This window comes from Okeania sp. SIO2B3 (assembly GCF_010672525.1).
Classification (GTDB): Bacteria; Cyanobacteriota; Cyanobacteriia; order Cyanobacteriales; family Microcoleaceae; genus Okeania.
Map to the genome: position 1 here is coordinate 53866 of NZ_JAAHGH010000029.1, position 18519 is coordinate 72384.

An 18519-nucleotide genomic window follows, 5' to 3' on the forward strand; every position below is an offset into this window, starting at 1 on the left:
CGGAAAAAAATAAAGGCTGGAATTTCTGCCTAGAGGTGGCTCCGTTTTATTTGATAACTGACCTGTCTCTATCATTATTTCCCGAATATTTTTCTTCCTAATTCTGGAGTAATTATCAAAAAGAACGGAAAAAAAGAAAAACTAGAAATTTTTGCCTAGAAGTAGTTGTGTCTCATCCGAAAACTTACCTGTCTCTGGGTGCATCTCAGTTTTGAAGAAAGCCAAAAATTTATCGCTCTGAGGGAATAGGGAACAGGGAATAGGAAAAAAGTATTTTTGTAAATATGAGATGCACCCCTGTCTCTTATCATTATTTCCCTTGATTTATTATTCCTAATTCTGGAGTAATTATTAAAAAGAACGAAAAAAAAGAAAAGCTGGAAATTTCTGCCTAGAGGTGACTCCATTTTATCTAATAACTGACTAATCTCTTGTCATTATTTCCCTTCTTCCTTCTTCCTTCTTCCCTCTTCCCTCTTCCCTCTTCCTTACCTTAATTAAAATGCAAGAATTATTAATCGCCATATTTAACGGTATAAGTATTGGTTCAGTTTTATTAATTGTCGCTCTAGGATTAGCTATTATTTTTGGATTAATGGGAGTAATTAACTTAGCTCATGGTGAATTAATGATGTTAGGTGCTTATACTACTTTCGTAGTTCAAAATATTTGTAATGGCATGGGTGAACCTATTTCTAATATTTATATTTTTTTCGCCATTCCTATTGCCTTTATAGTTGTAGCGATCGCTGGTTTAATTTTAGAAAAAGGGGTGATACGTTTTCTCTATGGCAGACCTTTAGAAACTCTATTAGCAACTTGGGGAGTTAGTCTGATTTTGCGTCAATTTGTCCGCAGTGTAAATGGAGTATTAATTATCGGAATAACAGTTTTTTGTCTGTTTTATTTTGGCAGTGTTTACTTCCTCAAAAAACGTCGCTCTGATTGGGAAAAAATTAAAAATTTAGCAATAGCAATTATTTGTTTTCTGTCTTTAGCGATCGCCACTACCTCGGGATTTTTATTGACAAGTCCTACCTTAACGAAACCTTGGTTTAGTTCTAGAAATGTTGATGTTACTGCCCCTGTTTGGTTACAAGGTGGATTACCTATTGGTGAGTTTCAATTACCATATTCTCGGATTTTTATCATTATATTAACTGCTATAAGTTTGCTAGGTATTTACTTATTTTTGAATAAATCAAATTGGGGTTTAAGAATTAAAGCTGTTACCCAAAATAGAAGTATGAGTGCTTGTTTGGGTATCTCAACAGACCTGGTTGATGCTATTACATTCTCTTTAGGTTCGGGGTTAGCTGGAATTGCTGGTTGTGCAATTACATTATTAGGTTCAGTCGGTCCGAATACAGGGCAAAATTATATAGTAGATGCTTTTATGGTGGTGGTAGTTGGTGGGGTAGGTAATTTATTTGGTACTGTTATTGCTGCTATGGGAATTGGCATTACAAATTATTTGATTGGTTCAGGAACTATAGCTTTAATTTTGGGAAATACAGAAAGTCTAAAATTTTTGACTGACTTATTCAATTTCTTGGCAACTACCAGCATGGCAAAAGTAACAGTATTTGCTTTAATTATTGTCTTTTTACAAGTTAAACCAGCAGGTCTATTTCCGCAAAAAGGTCGAGGAGTAGAATTATAAAGTCAAAAGTCAAAAGTAAAAAGTCAAAAATATGGAGCTATAAAGTTAAAAATCAAAAGTTAAAAATATGGAACTATAAAGTCAAAAGTCAAAAATTTAAGCATTTAGCCGTCAGCTATTAGCTAGCTTCCTAGGTCGGAACTGCGCAATTCAGCTATTAATTTTGGGGAAGGTAAAAGCAACCTTTGAAATTGAGAAAGAATAAAAAGTTGGGGTTTTAATGAATATAGACTGTTTTAGCCAGATTTTATAGTTAAGTATAAATTCTGCCTCAATTAGTCAAGCTTTTATCTAAAACTAAAAGCAATATAGCAATATGATTTGAGTTGTGAAATATTGGAAACTTTTAGGCAACAGGCAACAGGCAACAGGCAAAAGAGAAGAAGAAAAAAACGTATCATCTGAATATAATAATTGCTATATTCTTTACTTTTAAGGAATACTTCAATTCTCACAACTGATTCCTGATTGCTATAGCTGATAGCTGATGGTTGAATGCTTACAAAACCAAAACAAAAAAATCAAGTATTTTTCCAAAAATTCTTCCTGGAATACTGACGCATTTGTTCAATAAACTCAGGAAATTTATCCAAATATTCTAATGATTTTAAAGGCAGATAAACTACTCTATCTTTCCTTTCATTTACTTGATAAACATAAACATAAAAAGCCTCATCATCATCTCGATGAGATAAAACATAACTTTTTAACTCTTGAGAAGTCATAGTTTTAAAATCAGGTTTTTTTATTCATTGGCTCCATTCACCATTAGGTTTAATTTGAATCTCAATATCTTCCTCAATTAACATAAATGTATTCTCACCGAATTATTAATAATTAATAATTAATAATTAAATAATTTTGGTTTAAAGCCTCCCCTTTTAAGGGGAAAAAAGCGGTTGAGGGATGGCGAGGTCTCCTCGCCATATCCAATCAACCAAGACAGCGGTCGTTTTGCTTCGCATAACTACGTTAACGGCTGTCGCCGACATGTTTGCGCAGCATGACCTAGGAAAAAGCGGAGCGCACCCGTTCGGTGGGATGGATGGGTTTCCTAACCATATCCAATCGACCAAGAGAAGAAATAATATTTCCTTATATTCAATTCCGTAGCGGTTAAAACCCGAGGTAATTATCAATTATCCATTATCAATTATCAATTAATGAATACCCTTATCTAATCTGATCGAGTTAATTGGTAAATAAAATCTTTTTCCCCAACAAAATTAGGATATAACATTGTAAGAGTTGTGCTTGTTTAGGAATAATTTTTCCTCCAAAAATTGAACAAATAATACAGCAGGTTCCAGACTAATGTGGTACAACTAACAGGGTGATTTTTTTTGCTTATTCCCTATTCTACTCAACTAAAACATCTAAAATCGTGGATTACAACCGGTTGTTAAATACCTTTCACATTCTAAATTTTAGCATTAAATATTCATCTCATAAATTCTGCTACCCATATTACTATTTCCCATTCCCTACTCCCTACTCCCTACTCCCTAATTATGAATATGATCCAAAATAAACATCAGAAATTATTAACTCAAATCGGCATAATAACAACAATAATTTTAATCTTTGCCATCATAATGCCATTAACTTTACCAGGATTTAGACTAAAATTATTAGGGCGTTTTCTCTCTCTAGCAATTGTGGCTTTAGGTATAGATTTAATCTGGGGTTATACTGGCTTATTAAGTTTAGGTCATGGCATATTTTTTGCATTAGGAGGTTATGCTTTAGCAATGTACCTCAAACTACAATTGCCAGAAGGAGAATTACCAGAATTTTTCACTCTTTATGGTGTCGAAAAACTTCCCCTATTTTGGCAGCCTTTTCACTCTTTTCCTCTCACAATTTTAGCAATTATAATTATCCCTGCTATTGTGGCAGCAATTCTCGGTTATCTAGTATTTAAAAATCGAATTAAAGGAGTCTACTTTTCTATCCTTACTCAAGCAGCTTTACTGGTATTTTTTAACTTTTTCAACGGTCAACAAAAATTAATCAACGGTACAAACGGTTTAAAAACAGACACAGAAAAATTTTTCGGTATTTTAGCAGGCTCAGACCAAGCACAATTAATATTTTATGAAGTAACAATTATTAGTCTTGTCGCCACTTATTTAATTTGTCGTTGGTTAACAAGTGGTAGATTTGGTCGTCTATTAATTGCCATTAGAGACGATGAAACTAGAGTAAGATTTTCTGGATATAATCCTACAGAATTTAAAGTTTTAGTATTTGCTATTTCTGGAGCCATTGCCGGAATTTCTGGAGCATTATATACAGTTCAAAGCGGCATTGTTACTCCTAGTTATATGGAAGTAGCTTTTTCAATTGAAATGGTTATTTGGGTAGCAGTAGGAGGTAGAGGAACTTTAGTTGGCGCAATTATTGGTACATTATTAGTTAATTTCGGACGAACTTTTTTAAGCGAACAATTTCCTCAAATCTGGTTATTTTTTCAAGGTGCGTTATTTTTATTAGTCGTGACAATATTACCTAATGGAATAGTCGGTTGGTGGCAAGAATATGCTTGGCTAAAGTTGCGATCGCTCCTGGGTTTATCGCAGCCACTTATGACTTATCCTAATGTAGATGAAAATCCAGAAGTTCAGCTAGAAAAGGAAAAAATAGAAAAAGAATAATTAGGGTTTGCTTATGGAAGTCTTTTTGTAGGGGTAGGAGACAGGAGACAGGAGACAGGAGAAATGGCTTGGGAGCGAGGAGGTAGGAGCGGGCGTTTTGTCTCTCAATTTTTCTGCCATAATCATTCCAAGATACTAGCTTTTTGAGCTTTTTACACCGAAAAGCTGGTACTTTTTTCAACTCTCAAACGCTAAAACCAATATCATTCAATATTTTGATAATTAGGGCTTGCTGATTAAATCTAATACAGATAAAAGTTTTAGCCTTTTTAAGTATCAAAAAGTGCAAGGTTTTAGGTGGTAATGGTTCAAAAATGAGCGGATTTTGCTCAAGAGTTGGGCAGAAAAATTAAGGGACGATTCTTCCGACTATCTCCTCTATAATTCCCCCTTCCTCCTGTCTCCTGTCTCCTATTCCTACTAAAAGAGTTTTTCAGCCAACCCTAATTAATCAGCAAGCCCTAATTAGATTCAGATGAGGTGAAAAAATGGTAGAAAATATTTTAGAAATTCAAAATTTAACAGTTAGTTTTGATAGTTTTAAGGCTCTAAATAACCTTAATTTTACGATGGATTTTGGTGAATTGCGAGTTATTATTGGTCCCAATGGAGCTGGAAAGACTACTTTTTTAGATGTGATTACTGGCAAAGTTCAACCAACAACAGGAAAAGTATTATTTGGAGGTGAGAATTTAATGAAAATTCCCGAACATAAAATAGCTTGTATGGGAATTGGGCGTAAATTTCAAACACCAAGGATTTATTTGAATTTAACTGTCAAAGAAAATTTAGATTTAGTTATGAATCGCCATAAAGGAGTAATTGCTACTTTATTTCGTAAGGTTCCTTCAGCAGAAACTAGAAGTGTGGCTGGTTTATTAGAAACTATAAATTTAGTAGGAAAAGCAAATATTAAAGCAGCTTTTTTATCTCATGGAGAAAAACAACGTTTAGAAATAGGTATGTTAGTTGCTCAATCTCCCGACCTATTATTAGTAGATGAACCCGTAGCTGGTTTAACTGATGAGGAAACAGAAAATATAGGTTCTCTTTTGTTAAACTTGGCTGCTAGTCATTCAATTATTGTCATTGAACATGACATGGAATTTGTGCGTCAAATAGCCAAAAAAGTAACTGTTTTACATCAAGGTTCTGTACTTTGTGAAGGAACTATGGATGAGGTGCAGAATGATGCAAGAGTTATAGAAGTTTATTTAGGAGCTGTTGAAAAAATTTGAGGTATGATAATATGCTAACGAAAAGCTATTTTTCCGTTTTCAAACCTAATTTTTTATACCAAATTAAAAAAAGGTAGTTGCATCTTAATTGGTAATTTATTCCTACAATAAAAAATAATCAATTCCATAAATTATAAAAATTAAACATTTTTTCCTCTTTTTTATAATACTTTTCTTTCCCTAGTCCCTATATTTTGACTTTAGTAATATTTTATGAAATTGGTATTATTGGTATTACTATTTTATTTATTTTTCATCCGTTGGATTATTTTGATAGTATAAAAATTGATCGCTCATACTATGCTCGAAAAAATAATGTGACAAAGCTATGCTTACAGGCAAAAAGCAACAGAAATTTTTACCAAACATTTTATCGCGCTTGGTTTTACTGAAAACTTGAAATGTTTAAAGTTGAAATATCAGGTATATCTATAAGGTCGCCTTGCTTTTGAAGGATTAAACTTAGTATCAACAAATTGCACCGGAGAATAAGTTTCTATCCACAAAGTTGCCCCGCAGGATAGAGGATTGTAAGGCTGATATACTATACGGCACTCACCATGAATTTCCATTTGATAACCCAAATCATTATGCTCTCCTTGTTTCATGGTAATTACTGGTACCAGTTGTTCAGGAGTCATCAAAGGATCGTTTTTGATTCTCTTACCATTAGCTTTAATTTTCCTTTGATTTACATGAATCCTTGTTGGTGCTTGTCGTAGCCCCTTACACCAAACACCTTGAGGACCTCTTTTACCTGGTATAACAACAGGCATCCTATTATATAGAGGAATCCGCCAGAATCCTTTATGTTTGTAAGCCCCTTTGATTCTACCTTGAGCAAGAAGGACTCTAACTCGTTGACAACAAATACCTAACAAAAAAGCTGCTTCTCTGGTTCCAATGATAGTCATTTTTACTCTAGCACTATAGTTTTTACTAAATTAAAATAGAAAATCAAAAAACATCAAAAAATTATGAATTTTAATCTACCCAATCAAGCTGGACAAAATCAAATAAATCATACCACCTTACAAGTATCTAATATAAATGTATTTTATGGAGAAAGTCATATTTTGCGCAATGTTGATTTAAGGGTGAAACCTGGAGAAATGGTATGTTTAATCGGTAGAAATGGAGTGGGCAAAACAACATTACTAAAAACAGTAATGGGACTACTCAGACCACGGACAGGAAAAATTAATTTATGGGGTCAAGCGATCGCTACTCTGCGACCAGACCAACGCGCTCGTCTAGGTATTGGTTATGTACCCCAAGGTAGAGAAATTATACCCAGATTAACAGTAAAAGAAAATTTATTGCTTGGTCTAGAAGCAAGAAAAGAAAATAGAAAAGGAAAAAATGAAATACTCGAAGAAATATTTGAGTTATTTCCTGTTCTAAAAACAATGTTATCTAGAATGGGAGGAAATTTGAGTGGTGGTCAACAACAACAATTAGCGATCGCTCGTGCATTGATGGGTAAGCCCAATTTACTTTTGTTAGATGAACCAACCGAGGGTATTCAACCTTCTATTATTTTAGAGATAGAAACAGCGGTGAGAAATATTATTAAAAGTAGAGGTATTTCTGTTTTATTAGTAGAACAACATCTCCATTTCGTGCGTAAAGCAGACCGATATTATGCAATGCAAAAAGGAGGAATTGTGGCATCAGGAAATACTACAGATTTAAGTCAAGAAGTAATCCAAAGATTTTTAGCAGTTTAATATCAAAGTAAGCATTCAGCCGTCAGCACTTCAGCAATCAGCTATTGCTTTTAGTTGTAGATAAAAACTTTACTAATTGAGGCAGATTTTATACTTAACTATAAAAGCTGGCTAAAACAGTCTCTTTTCATTAAAACCCCTTTATGATAGCTGAGAGCTAACAGATAATAGCTGTTTGTGCAGCAGTCCGCATAAAATGCTTATACCATTTATCCATGAATTTGCACTTAATATAAAGATGAGAATAGTCAGTTTAATAAGGTCTGAGCAAGAATTATTAAGCGCATTGTTACAGAGAAATGGTATTACCTTTTTTCTCCTTTAAAGGAGAGGCTTTCAACCTTAATTATTCGGTAAAATAAAAAGCATTTTTATATAACTGCTAAAGCTATTCAACCTTCCATTCTTATCAAGACATATAGTAATCCTAAATCTTATATATAAAAAAATTATTCTTTCCTAAAAAGAAGCTAAAAACCCTTGCCCTAGTTAAGCTTTAGCCTATTACCTGTTTCCAGCTTCCTTTTGACAAATAAACTTGCCGAAAAAGGTATTATAATCTACCACAAATATTACATATAAATTTGGAGAGGAATTTAGGTGACTAAAATCCATTCATCCGACGCCACTCTTGAACGTAGTTGGCAACAAAATATAGAAAATAAATTCCATAATGCTAGACTTTCATCTAGCTTACTTAAATCTTTGACGGCAACTATTTTGCTAACCCTAACTGTTGGATGTATTCCCACTCAACAGTTTCAAAGCAAAATATCTCCTACTTCAGAGAAAAATCTTATATCAGTCAATAACTGTGATTTAACTTCCGCCAAAGAATATAACTCACAAATTTCTCTAGTTTCTCAAAATTCCAATGCTACTCAATGTGCTTCTGTAGACCCATTTAGTCAAGCAGTTAGGTTTGCCACAAAAGCCTCACAGTTAGCTCAGTCCGCGAGAACTAAACAACAGTGGGATAAGGTCGCCCAAGAATGGGTACAGGCAGTAGCTTGGATGCAAGCTGTACCCCCAGGAAACCCCAGACGTGCTTTTGCCGAGAAAAAAGTTGTTGAGTATATGAGAAATTTAGCCTACTCTCAAAAACAAGCAGCTTCTGCACGTTCTCAGTATAATCCTGTTTCCTTCAATAGTGATGTTCTCGACACCCAGTTAGAGCTTTATATGTCTTTCGTTGCTACTGTTGGTCCGCCAGATGTTTTAATTGTAGGCAGTTCCCGCGCTTTATATGGGGTCGATCCGCAACAACTACAACAATATTTAGTAGCTAAAGGCTATCGTCCGTTAAACATATTTAACTTTAGCATTAATGGGGCAACTGCTAGAGTAGTAGACTTTCAACTGCGTCAACTTTTGAGCAATAATCAACTGCCAAAATTAATTATCTGGGCGGATGGAGTACGAGCTTTTAATAGTGGACGGGTAGATCGAACTTATAATTCAATTGTTGCTTCTGAGGGAAAAAGAAAATTACTTTCTGGTGTTCGTCCCCAGTTACCTCAAGGTCAGTCTAACCTTGCTTCTACCTGTTATCAATTTCCCAAACCTTATAACGTATTTGCACCTCCCTACTCTCCTTTTGAGATATCGCGAGGAGAAGCAATGGAAATTAATTATAGGGAAAAGGTAACAACGGTGCGACCCCACGTCGATGACAGACTCAAGCTGTCGGAACCAGGTGAGGAAACCTTGCTATGGGAACGCGCAGCAACAGAAGGAACACCCAGTAACAGAGGAAATACCGGAGTAGGGAATAGTTCTAATACTCTTTATCCTGACTATTTTAAGACTACCCAATATTCTTATAAACCTTCATCCCAAAACTACTCGAACCTAACATCCCATCCTCAATATTCTACTCAACTTGTACAAGCAGTAGCGATCGCCGATGTTGCCAATGCTATTGATGCGAATGGGTTTCTGCCAATGGATGGGCGATTTAATCCTTCCTATTATTATCAGCGACGACCTTATGTCGCAGGGCTTTATGATGGCGACTATGCTAGTTTTTATCTTGGGGGTACTCAGGCTACAGCATTAACTTCTGTTGTTAATTTTACTAAATCTCGCAATATTCCTTTAGTTTTTGTTAATTTACCTCTTTCTGATAGTTATTTAGATTCTGTGCGTTGGTCTGCTGAAGAAGACTTTCATCGATGGATGCTAAGTCGGGCAAGAGAAAATAACTTTACATTCCTAAATTTCAATTTATATCAGCCTCAACTAGCCAAAAATGAATATTTTTTTGACCCCAGTCACCTAAACCGTTATGGTGCTGCTGCTGTAGCTCGTTATATTGCTGCTAGTACTAGAATTTCTTGGCCACGTTGAAGTAGGTGTTCAACAATTAATAATTAATAATTAATAATTAATAATTAATAATTAATCTGGAGAGTACAAAGTTCTCCCAAAAAACGGTTTATTTTGAAGACTGAAAGTATTACTGGCAAAGGCTTACAGTACTTACAGCTGTGAATGAAATTTTTTTAACCTTTAGATCGCTGAAAGCCTTAGCTAGCAATAGTTATTCCAAGAACTTTGCACTGTCTAGTAATTAATAATTGCTGAAAAAATTGGTTGGTGGGGGTAGGACACGGGGACACACCAGACGCGGAGACGGGTCGATTTGTGGGGGAACAGGCAACAGTTTCGGCCATTTTATGTGAAGAAATTTTCTTGAATTTCAGCAGAGAATTTCAGTAAATTGATGCCAATAAGAGCAAATAACTAGGAGAAAAACTGAATATAAAAAGCTCAATTACCTTAGCCATCTTGACTTTTGGCTTTATTCAGCAAGCCCTAATTAGTGATGAAAAAACTTATTTTCTGATATCAAATTCGGTTGAATACTTGGGGTTGGTAATTTGAGGTATGATACCATGTCCAGATAAGAGCGCGATAGAACTCCGTGACCTTTACGCTCCCCGAAAAACTTTCTCCTTCTACTCGGGGTTTCTTCTGTCTTTCTTCCCTCCTGACTCCTGAGTCCTGACTCGGTCGTTCCCCTCCACGGTCGGGGGAGGGGCGAGGGGTGGGTTGACTCCTAAAGAATTAAGACTAATATCATACACGCGCTTTACCTAAATAACACAGGAGCATGAAAGCCATCGTCTTTTAAGCGATGGATGAAAGGCCAGGAGTCGGATTTTAATCGGATGTATTTTATTTTACCGAAAAGAATAGCTCAATTATGTCAAGAGTTTGGAATAATATTTATAGAAACACCAACGCCAGTTATACAAGTGTCGCTTCATCTTTAGATGGTGACTATCTACCTAATTATGGTGAAAAACCCCAGGAATTGGAAACCGTCAGGAAAAAGAATAAAGCGATGCAGCGCCGCCAAAGGGGGTTTCCCCCATGAGCGACTGCATCAAGACAGCGTGGTTTGTATAAAGCAGGTAATAATTGGTGTGAAGACTGCAGACTGTAATGGGGCTGCAAATATCATCATAAAAGTAAGCAGAAAGCTAGGTTTAGACGCTATGCCGACTGTGTAGGGGCACTTTGACTTGTCCCCAAAGAATATATCTTTGGTCAGCTAAGAACAGACGAAGCAACAAGGATTTATCCTGTTGCGTAGTATCAACTTAGAATCCCCTCGGCTTTAGCCAGGGGAGTAGTCAACAACGCCGAATACTTATTATATAGTTGAGAGAGATGGGGAAATTTAATATTGAAAAGTGTGAATAGAATTATAAATAGGACTTACGCGTCTGCAACGTATTTTCGTCCGAAGCGACCCACAGAGTTTGCGTAGCAGTCCGGAACGGAAAGCAATCTCAAATCCTAGTTTTTCGTACCTCATGTGTAAGTTCTGATTACTTCAATCTCCCCTACTCCCTTACTACCCCACTCCCCTGCTCCCCGCTCTCCACTAGATGTCTATTGGCTATATTTGCTTTAAACTCGTGCAATTATCTGAGAATTTACGATCGCTTTTTCTATTTTGTTGCACTACTTCTAGAAATAGACTCAGCGATCGCACTAAGTTGATATATTGATAGCGGAAATAACGTAAGTGTCAGCACGGATTTAATTGGCTAATTTTTTTGAATTTAATATTGTCTAAAAGCTTTCTAAATATACTTTTCAGATGTTTTTATCTAGCAATTATTTTTCCATAAAATATTGCGGAAGTGACAAATTAACCAGATTTAAGCAGATTATTTTGTCAGAAAAGTTACAATTTCTAGTTGCATCTACAGAGTAAACACAAATTTTACCACTTCAAAAACAGATGAAACTCAAGCAGGGAAAGACTTAAAGTATTATCTTTATAACCTTCATCAAACTCATGCAAATCTTCACACATCCTTCACCTATTAGCCTTTTGTAGTAGTTATATTAGATTTAATGAAACAAACAACACGCAGTTCAAGAGAACAAAACCAATGAAAGCAACTAAATTATTAACTTCCGTATTCGCTTTAGGTTCCATCGCATTAGGTACATTAGGTCAAGCAAAAGAAGCAGCAGCAGCTAACATCGTAAACACTTGGCAAGCAGATGAAGCTGTTTCAGACAAATATCATAGTGCTGACCATAATCATGCCTTCTGGATACCTGATATATCAAGTGATTTTGATTTTGAGGGTGATGCTTTCTTCAATGAGTATGATGATGGCACAATTAATTTAATCGGTAACATTGGTGCAGGGAATAAAAAATTCGCAGTAGATGTTTGGTTCAACTCCCTGGGGAATTTACAAGAAGGACGAGCGATCGCTCCAAATCTTGCAGCTAAACAACAATTGAATCGGAATGACCCTTACAGCGTCGTGGATGTTAATGATTGGAGTTATTACACCATTGACAGTAGTAAGTCTTTATTAACTGAAATAGGAGAATGGTATGGTGATAATGATTCTACAGATACATTTTCCCTAATAGATATGAGTGAGACACACAAAGGTCAAATGGGTCTTGGAGCTAATGGCAAGAATATAAACGAAGGCTTCTCTCACTGGTTTTATATCGAAGATACCAACACCGGTGAAAGATACGACGGTGATATCAACATTGACCTAGTTGCACTAGAAGAAGGAGGCGGTATTCTGAGTGAAGGTGAGAGTATTCCTGAACCTGCAACAATGAGTCTTCTAAGTCTTGGTTTATTGGGATCTGCTCTGGGTGCATTAAAGCGTAAAAACAAGTAATTGATTTTCATCTTTACCACCCAAATGATGCAAACATTAGCATCCCATCATCCCAAAACTAGGGAACTTCCATCGCTTCTACTTCTAATCTATTATTCAATTCAGCTTCAACTTATACATAAAGATATATCAGGGTATCTCTACAATTATTATCAAATTAAATAATACTAAGCTGACTAATCTTCAGTATTCAAAGCAGCTTACCACTTAAACATAAATTGAATAATGATGCTCATATCTTCTGAACCATTTCAGAATGATTAGAAGAATAAGAAAGCAAACCTGGGAAAGTAAATCAATCACACTACAGATAAATATAAAATTTTGGTCTCCACTGTCATATTTGACTGGAGACCAATTTTAGTTGCTTCCCACTTACCGAATTTTTATGATGAGAAATCTCCAGAAACAAAAATTAGCCTTGCCTTTTTCAACAAACTTCCCAGGGATATTTTATCAAAATAACATGGGTCTAAAACCCCGCCTTTTAAGGCGCAATATTTTTGGAGCCTTGCTCAAATCCCCTACTTCCCCTCCTGGGAGCAGGGCTAATTCATTGCCTGGGGAGAATATTAATATGAAATACATTTAATTGTGCAAATCTCCCCATCTCCCCATCTCCCCATCTCCCCATCTCCCCATCTCCCCATCTCCCCATCTCCCCATCTCCCCATCTCCCCATCTCCCCATCTCCCCATCCTCCCCATCAATTTTTCTCTAATGACAATAAATTGACCCTGCCTCCTGGGAGGGGTTAGGGGTGGGTTAACTTCTGACTTCTGACTTCTGACTTCGTTAAATATCCCTACATTATCTGGACTTCTGGGAAAAAATACCTCTTTGAAAAGAAATATCAAATTAAAATACGCTGGTTTTCCACTTACCGAAAGTTTATGATGATTTAGTGGTGCGGGGATTTTGCCAATCTCTATCTAAAATCTAGAATATTAACTATGGACATTAAACGAGTAATTATTGCTCATAAGGCCAAAGATGATGTGAGTCAGCATTATGCAGAACAATGTGCTAGACAGTTGGAAGATAGAGGCTGTCAAGTGTTAATGGGGCCAAGTGGACCACAAGATAATCCATATCCAGTTTTTCTGGCCTCTAGCACTCATAAAATTGACTTAGCAGTGGTTTTAGGGGGAGATGGTAGTGCTTTAGCAGCTGCAAGACATTTAGCAGCTCTGGGTATTCCAATGTTGGCAGTTAATGTGGGAGGACATTTGGGATTTTTGACAGAAAGTTTTGAAGATTTTAAGGATACAGAGAAGGTATGGGATAGGTTATTTGAAGACCGCTATGCTGTACAACTGCGGATGATGTTACAGTCAGCAGTGTTTAATGGCGATCGCACTAACCTCCAACCAGCAAGCGATCGCTTTTTAGCTTTGAATGAATTTTGTATTAAACCTGCTTCTGCTGACAGGATGCCTACTTCTATTTTGGAAGTAGAAGTTGATGGTGAGGTAGTAGACCAATATCAAGGGGATGGACTTATTGTTGCTAGTCCTACAGGTTCTACTTGCTATACTGCTTCTGCTAATGGACCAATTATGCACGCTGGTATGGCTTCTATTTCTGTGACTCCAATTTGTCCTTTAAGTCTTTCTAGTCGTCCTATTGTACTTCCTCCTGGTTGTATAGTTAGTGTTTGGCCTTTACAGGAGCACGATCTAACTACTAAACTTTGGGCAGATGGAGTTCTGTCTACTGCTATTTGGCCTGGACAACGGGTGGATGTACGAATAGCAGATTGTCAGGCTAAGTTTATTATTTTGCGGGAAAATTATTCATTTTTCCAGACTCTTAGAGAAAAACTACAATGGGCTGGTGCCAGAATTAAGTACAATAATGAGCACCGTAGTAGTTAAATGGTGCATTGACTAGATTTTAGAGGCCTTGGCAATTTATCACCTAGATTGTATGAACTCCGTTTGTGCAGCATTCCGTTTGCGCAGCATTCCGAAGGAAAGGAAAAGTATTCATCTCAAATCTCTGCGTATCAGAGTTTACCCAGAAAAAAATCTCCATCGAATGTGGAAACAGTGGTTGGCAGCAAGTAGGTATTGCTTTAATCAAGCAATAGCTTATCAATGTAAACACGGCTTGATTTCAAAGTATGATTTGCGCAAAGTTGTTTTGGAGAATGAAAGTCTACCAGATTGGATTAAAGAATCACCATATCATCTTAAAGTCAACGCCATTAAATTGCGTAAAAATATAGACATTTTGTAGATATTTGTTAGGATAGTCTATGTTTTTAAGCTCTAGCAAGCAACAGTTAGCCTCATAAAGCCCGAACTGCGTTAACAGTTAGCCTCCTCCGGAGGAGCTACGCTAAAAACCTTGTGGGGAGCAGGGGAGCAGGGAGTAGGGGAGAAGGGAGAAAGAGTCTATTTAGCTAGGCAAAACTACTTAAGTTCTCAAAAAAATGTACTTTTCAATACATGATTTTTGAAGAAAAAGCCTCTCAAATACTCACATATAACTTATCTATTTTGTCAAGTTTTATGTTAAAAAGGATGTTTGTAAAGCATAGTTTAAAAAGGGAGGTTATTGACGATAATTTTTCGGTCAAGAATAATTTTTTTTACTGAATAAAATTTTGCTCATGTTGTTTACTAGGCTCCTCATATATCGCGATTTTAAAAACTCTAACATTGATGCTCAAAAATGCTTTACGTCAGACAAAAAAAATCCTCAAAGTTGTCTCAATTAATCTAATTTTATGTTTGTCTATATTAAGTTTGGTTGAAGGTCTATCTAGCATTCTTTTGCTGTTTTATAAAATCAGTAAAATTCAACCAATGAGTGAAATACGTCACACTGAATATGATGAATTATTAGGATGGGTGAATCTTCCTAATGTTAATATTCCAAATATGTATGGTCAGGGGATATATTTTCGGACAAATTCTCAATCTTTGAGAAATAGCGAAGACTTTAGTATTAATATTCCTTCTAATAAAGTTAGGATAATTTGTTCTGGGGATTCTTTTACAATGGGATGGGGTGTTAGTAATGACCAAACATGGTGCCAACTATTAGCATCTATCAATCAACGTTTACAAAGCATTAATATGGGTCAAGGAGGATATGGTGTTGACCAAGTTTATTTATGGTACAAACGTGATGGTACTAAGTTTGACCATAATATTCAGATATTTGCTTTTATTACTGATGATTTTGTGCGGATGCAGCGGGCAAAGTCTTTGGGTTATGGGAAACCATTATTGTATTTAGAAAATGAGGAGTTAGTTAATCATAATTTTCCTGTGCCTAGAAGTTCTTTTTTAGTTCCAAAAATTACAGAAGGTAGTAGATATATCCAGGAGTTAAGATTTTTAAATCTATGGCAAACATTGTTTCCCAGAAAATTTGAGTCTGACAATAAATATGTTGTTCAAACTCCTGCCATAGCTATCAAAATTTTTGAAGAATTGGCGAAAATTAATCAAGAGAAAAATAGTAAATTAGTGGTTGTTTATTTACCAATATCTTCTGACTATTATCTGAATGAATCTAGTTTTTGGCGACAATATCTACAGGCTGAATTAGAAAAACGAAACATAATTTATATTGATTTAATTGCTGAATTTAGAAAAAGAATGCCTAATGAACAAGTAGAAACTGCTTTCTTGGGCGGTAATGGGCATTATTCTGTATCTGGCAATGAATTTATTGCTAATGTTTTGTATGAAAAGTTGTTATCTTTGCCAGAAGTTGCAGTTATTTTACAAGGGGATAGGGAATAGGATGCAGAACAATTCATTAATTGATAATGGATAATTGATAATTACCTCTGGTTAAAACCGCTACGGAATTGAATATAAGGAAATATTATTTCTTATCTTGCAGGAAATGCTTACCCTCTTAAGACAATTAATAAAGTTTTTATCCTAAACTAAAAGCAATATAGCAATTAGGAATCATATGTGAGAATTGAGGTTTTCCTTTAAGGCATAGAATATAACAGTTTTATTATTATATTCGTTTTTTCCCTATTCCCTATTCCCTATTCCCTAAAGCAAAAGTCTCCAATATCTCACCACTAAAATCATATTGCTATAGCTGATAGCTGATGGCTGACGGCTGTTTGCGCAGCATTCCGCAGGAAATACTTACCTTCAATTTAACCATATTTTCTCAGTTCCAAAACTCTAATATTTATGATAAATCATAGTTTACGTCAGACAAAAAAAATCATCAAAATTGTTTCGATTAATCTGATTTTCATTGTAGTGATATTGAGTTTAGTTGAAGGTCTATCTAGTATCTTATTGATGTTTTATAGAATCAGCAAAATTCAACAAAATTCCGCACATCTTTATGCTCAATATGATGAATTATTAGGATGGGTAAATATTCCTAATGTTAATATTCCAAATATGTATGGTGAGGGGATATATTTTCGGACAAATTCTCAATTATTCAGAAATAACGAAGACTTTACTATTAATATTCACCCTAATAAAGTTAGGATAATTTGTTCTGGGGATTCCTTTACAATGGGATTGGGAGTTAGCAACGATCAAACATGGTGTCAATTATTAACATCTATAAATCAGCGTTTACAAACTATTAATATGGGTCAAGGAGGATATGGTGTTGACCAAGTTTATTTATGGTACAAACGTGATGGTACTAAGTTTGAACATAACATTCAGATATTTGCTTTTATTACTGATGATTTTGTACGGATGCAAAGTGCAAAATTTTTTGGTTATGGGAAACCATTATTGTTTCTAGAAAATGGGGAGTTAGTTAATCATAATTTTCCTGTGCCTAGAGGTGCTTTTTTATTTCCAAAAATTAGAGAAGGCAGCAGATATATTCAAGAGTTAAGATTTTTAGGTCTATGGCAAACATTATTTCCGAGACAGTTAGAAACTGATAATCAATATGTTGCTCAAACTCCTGCGATAGCCATGAAAATATTTGAGGAGTTGGCACAGATAAATAGAGATAAAAATAGTACGTTGGTGGTGATTTATTTACCTATTCGTTCTGACTATTATGGAAATGAATCTGATTTTTGGCGACAATATCTACAGGTTGAGTTAGAGAAACGCAACATAATTTATCTTGATTTAATTGCTGAGTTTAGAAAGATAATACCTAATGAAAAATTAGAAAGAGTATTCTTGGAAGGTGATGGGCATTATTCTGTATTTGGCAATGAATTTTTTGCTAATCTTTTGTATGAAAAGTTATTATCTATGCCTGAAGTTGCAGTTATTTTACAGCAGTAGAAAAAGTTAATTTTTCTTTCAAAATCAATACTTAGCCTGAGTAGATATGCTTAATTTACATAAAGTAGCAGTTGCTGCTTAATTTTGAATGTTGATATAATAATAAAGACGTACATAATTTGAGAAAAGTTTAAGTTTATGGAACCTATTTCTTTGATTCTTACCGCTCTAGTTACTGGTGCTGGTGAAGCGACTGCTGGTAGTTTAGTTAAAGATATTTATCAGAACTTAAAGGCATTAATTAAGCGTAAATTTGCAGACAACTCATTAGCAAATATGATTTTAGAAGAACATGAGAAAAACCCTAAAACTTATCAAGAACCCTTGAAAGAGAAATTAATTGAAGGGGGTATTGATAAAGACGAAGAAGTGATCAAGAAAGCTGAGGAGTTACTAGAAAAGTTAAAATCAGAAGAAGCAGCAACAGGCTTAAATATTAAGGTTTCTGGGGATGTCAAGGGTTCTATAGGAGATAAGACTAATATTAAGGCGGGTGTTATTGGAGATATTAGTGGTGGAAAAATTAATCAGACTTTTTAGTTCGTAATAACTGGAGAAAAATATGAGTGAGCCAAGTTCTGCTTATATAAATGATATTGGTGGTGATGTTAAAGGTATTATTGGTGATGGGGATATTAAAGGTATTATTGGTGATATTAAAGGTAAAGGAGGAGCTGATTGCTAGTGTCAATATCTCTGGCAATTTCTGGCAATAGCTCAAACAAAGAAGGGGATTTTTTTGACTTGACAAAAAAAATGGTTGATAATCTGGTTGGAGGTGATTTGATTGTACGCC

General features: G+C 35.3%; 15 protein-coding genes. 12 read left to right on the forward strand and 3 right to left on the reverse strand.

The genetic code is table 11. The annotated features are described in order from the left end of the window. The first annotated feature begins 502 nt into the window (after positions 1-502). The gene (locus F6K15_RS19765; RefSeq protein ID WP_293063478.1) at positions 503-1663 is read left to right on the forward strand and encodes a branched-chain amino acid ABC transporter permease; all 1161 of its coding nucleotides are present in this window, start codon (positions 503-505) and stop codon (positions 1661-1663) included. Between the two features lie 521 nt (positions 1664-2184). Here the strand turns inward: F6K15_RS19765 and F6K15_RS19770 are convergent. Continuing rightward, positions 2185-2412, reverse strand: coding sequence for a hypothetical protein (locus F6K15_RS19770; RefSeq protein ID WP_375341075.1), 228 nt, complete (start codon positions 2410-2412; stop codon positions 2185-2187). Positions 2413-3180: 768 nt separating this feature from the next. Here F6K15_RS19770 and urtC point away from each other — a divergent pair. Continuing rightward, positions 3181-4320 (forward strand): urea ABC transporter permease subunit UrtC, encoded by a 1140-nt coding sequence (urtC, locus tag F6K15_RS19775; protein ID WP_293063502.1) that lies wholly within the window; start codon positions 3181-3183, stop codon positions 4318-4320. 488 nt (positions 4321-4808) lie between these two features. Further along, on the forward strand, positions 4809-5558 hold the full coding sequence (gene urtD / locus F6K15_RS19780; RefSeq protein ID WP_293063480.1) for an urea ABC transporter ATP-binding protein UrtD: 750 nt from the start codon (positions 4809-4811) through the stop codon (positions 5556-5558). A 419-nt stretch (positions 5559-5977) separates the two neighbouring features. Here the strand turns inward: urtD and F6K15_RS19785 are convergent, their stop codons facing one another. Then, entirely contained in the window at positions 5978-6472 is a 495-nt protein-coding gene (locus tag F6K15_RS19785) for a hypothetical protein (RefSeq protein WP_293063481.1), read from the reverse strand. A 63-nt stretch (positions 6473-6535) separates the two neighbouring features. On the opposite strand from F6K15_RS19785, the gene urtE reads away from it, so the two are divergent. The 3 genes from urtE to F6K15_RS19800 all read left to right on the forward strand — a co-directional run bounded on the left by urtE (position 6536) and on the right by F6K15_RS19800 (position 12465). Further along, positions 6536-7288, forward strand: coding sequence for an urea ABC transporter ATP-binding subunit UrtE (gene urtE, locus F6K15_RS19790; protein WP_293063482.1), 753 nt, complete (start codon positions 6536-6538; stop codon positions 7286-7288). Positions 7289-7888: 600 nt separating this feature from the next. Next, entirely contained in the window at positions 7889-9637 is a 1749-nt protein-coding gene (locus F6K15_RS19795; RefSeq protein ID WP_293063483.1) for a hypothetical protein, read from the forward strand. Between the two features lie 2063 nt (positions 9638-11700). Further along, positions 11701-12465, forward strand: a complete 765-nt coding sequence (locus tag F6K15_RS19800) for a PEP-CTERM sorting domain-containing protein (protein ID WP_293063484.1) — start codon at positions 11701-11703, stop codon at positions 12463-12465. Positions 12466-13037: 572 nt separating this feature from the next. Here the strand turns inward: F6K15_RS19800 and F6K15_RS19805 are convergent. Beyond that, a complete protein-coding gene (locus tag F6K15_RS19805) occupies positions 13038-13322 on the reverse strand; it encodes a hypothetical protein (protein ID WP_293063486.1) in 285 nt (94 codons plus the stop codon). A gap of 96 nt (positions 13323-13418) precedes the next feature. Between F6K15_RS19805 and F6K15_RS19810 the strand changes: the two genes are divergently transcribed. From F6K15_RS19810 to F6K15_RS19835, 6 genes are all read left to right on the forward strand, one after another. Further along, positions 13419-14342, forward strand: a complete 924-nt coding sequence (locus F6K15_RS19810) for an NAD(+) kinase (RefSeq protein ID WP_293063488.1) — start codon at positions 13419-13421, stop codon at positions 14340-14342. A 52-nt stretch (positions 14343-14394) separates the two neighbouring features. Further along, positions 14395-14706: a helix-turn-helix domain-containing protein gene (locus tag F6K15_RS19815; protein WP_293063490.1), complete on the forward strand. Its 312-nt coding sequence runs from the start codon at positions 14395-14397 to the stop codon at positions 14704-14706. A 425-nt stretch (positions 14707-15131) separates the two neighbouring features. Next, positions 15132-16226 (forward strand): hypothetical protein, encoded by a 1095-nt coding sequence (locus F6K15_RS19820; protein ID WP_293063492.1) that lies wholly within the window; start codon positions 15132-15134, stop codon positions 16224-16226. 414 nt (positions 16227-16640) lie between these two features. After that, positions 16641-17723: a hypothetical protein gene (locus tag F6K15_RS19825; RefSeq protein WP_293063493.1), complete on the forward strand. Its 1083-nt coding sequence runs from the start codon at positions 16641-16643 to the stop codon at positions 17721-17723. A 138-nt stretch (positions 17724-17861) separates the two neighbouring features. Further along, positions 17862-18263, forward strand: coding sequence for a hypothetical protein (locus tag F6K15_RS19830; protein WP_293063494.1), 402 nt, complete (start codon positions 17862-17864; stop codon positions 18261-18263). 22 nt (positions 18264-18285) lie between these two features. Then, complete coding sequence (locus F6K15_RS19835) at positions 18286-18408, forward strand: hypothetical protein (RefSeq protein WP_293063495.1); 123 nt, start codon at positions 18286-18288, stop codon at positions 18406-18408. Positions 18409-18519 lie beyond the last annotated feature (111 nt).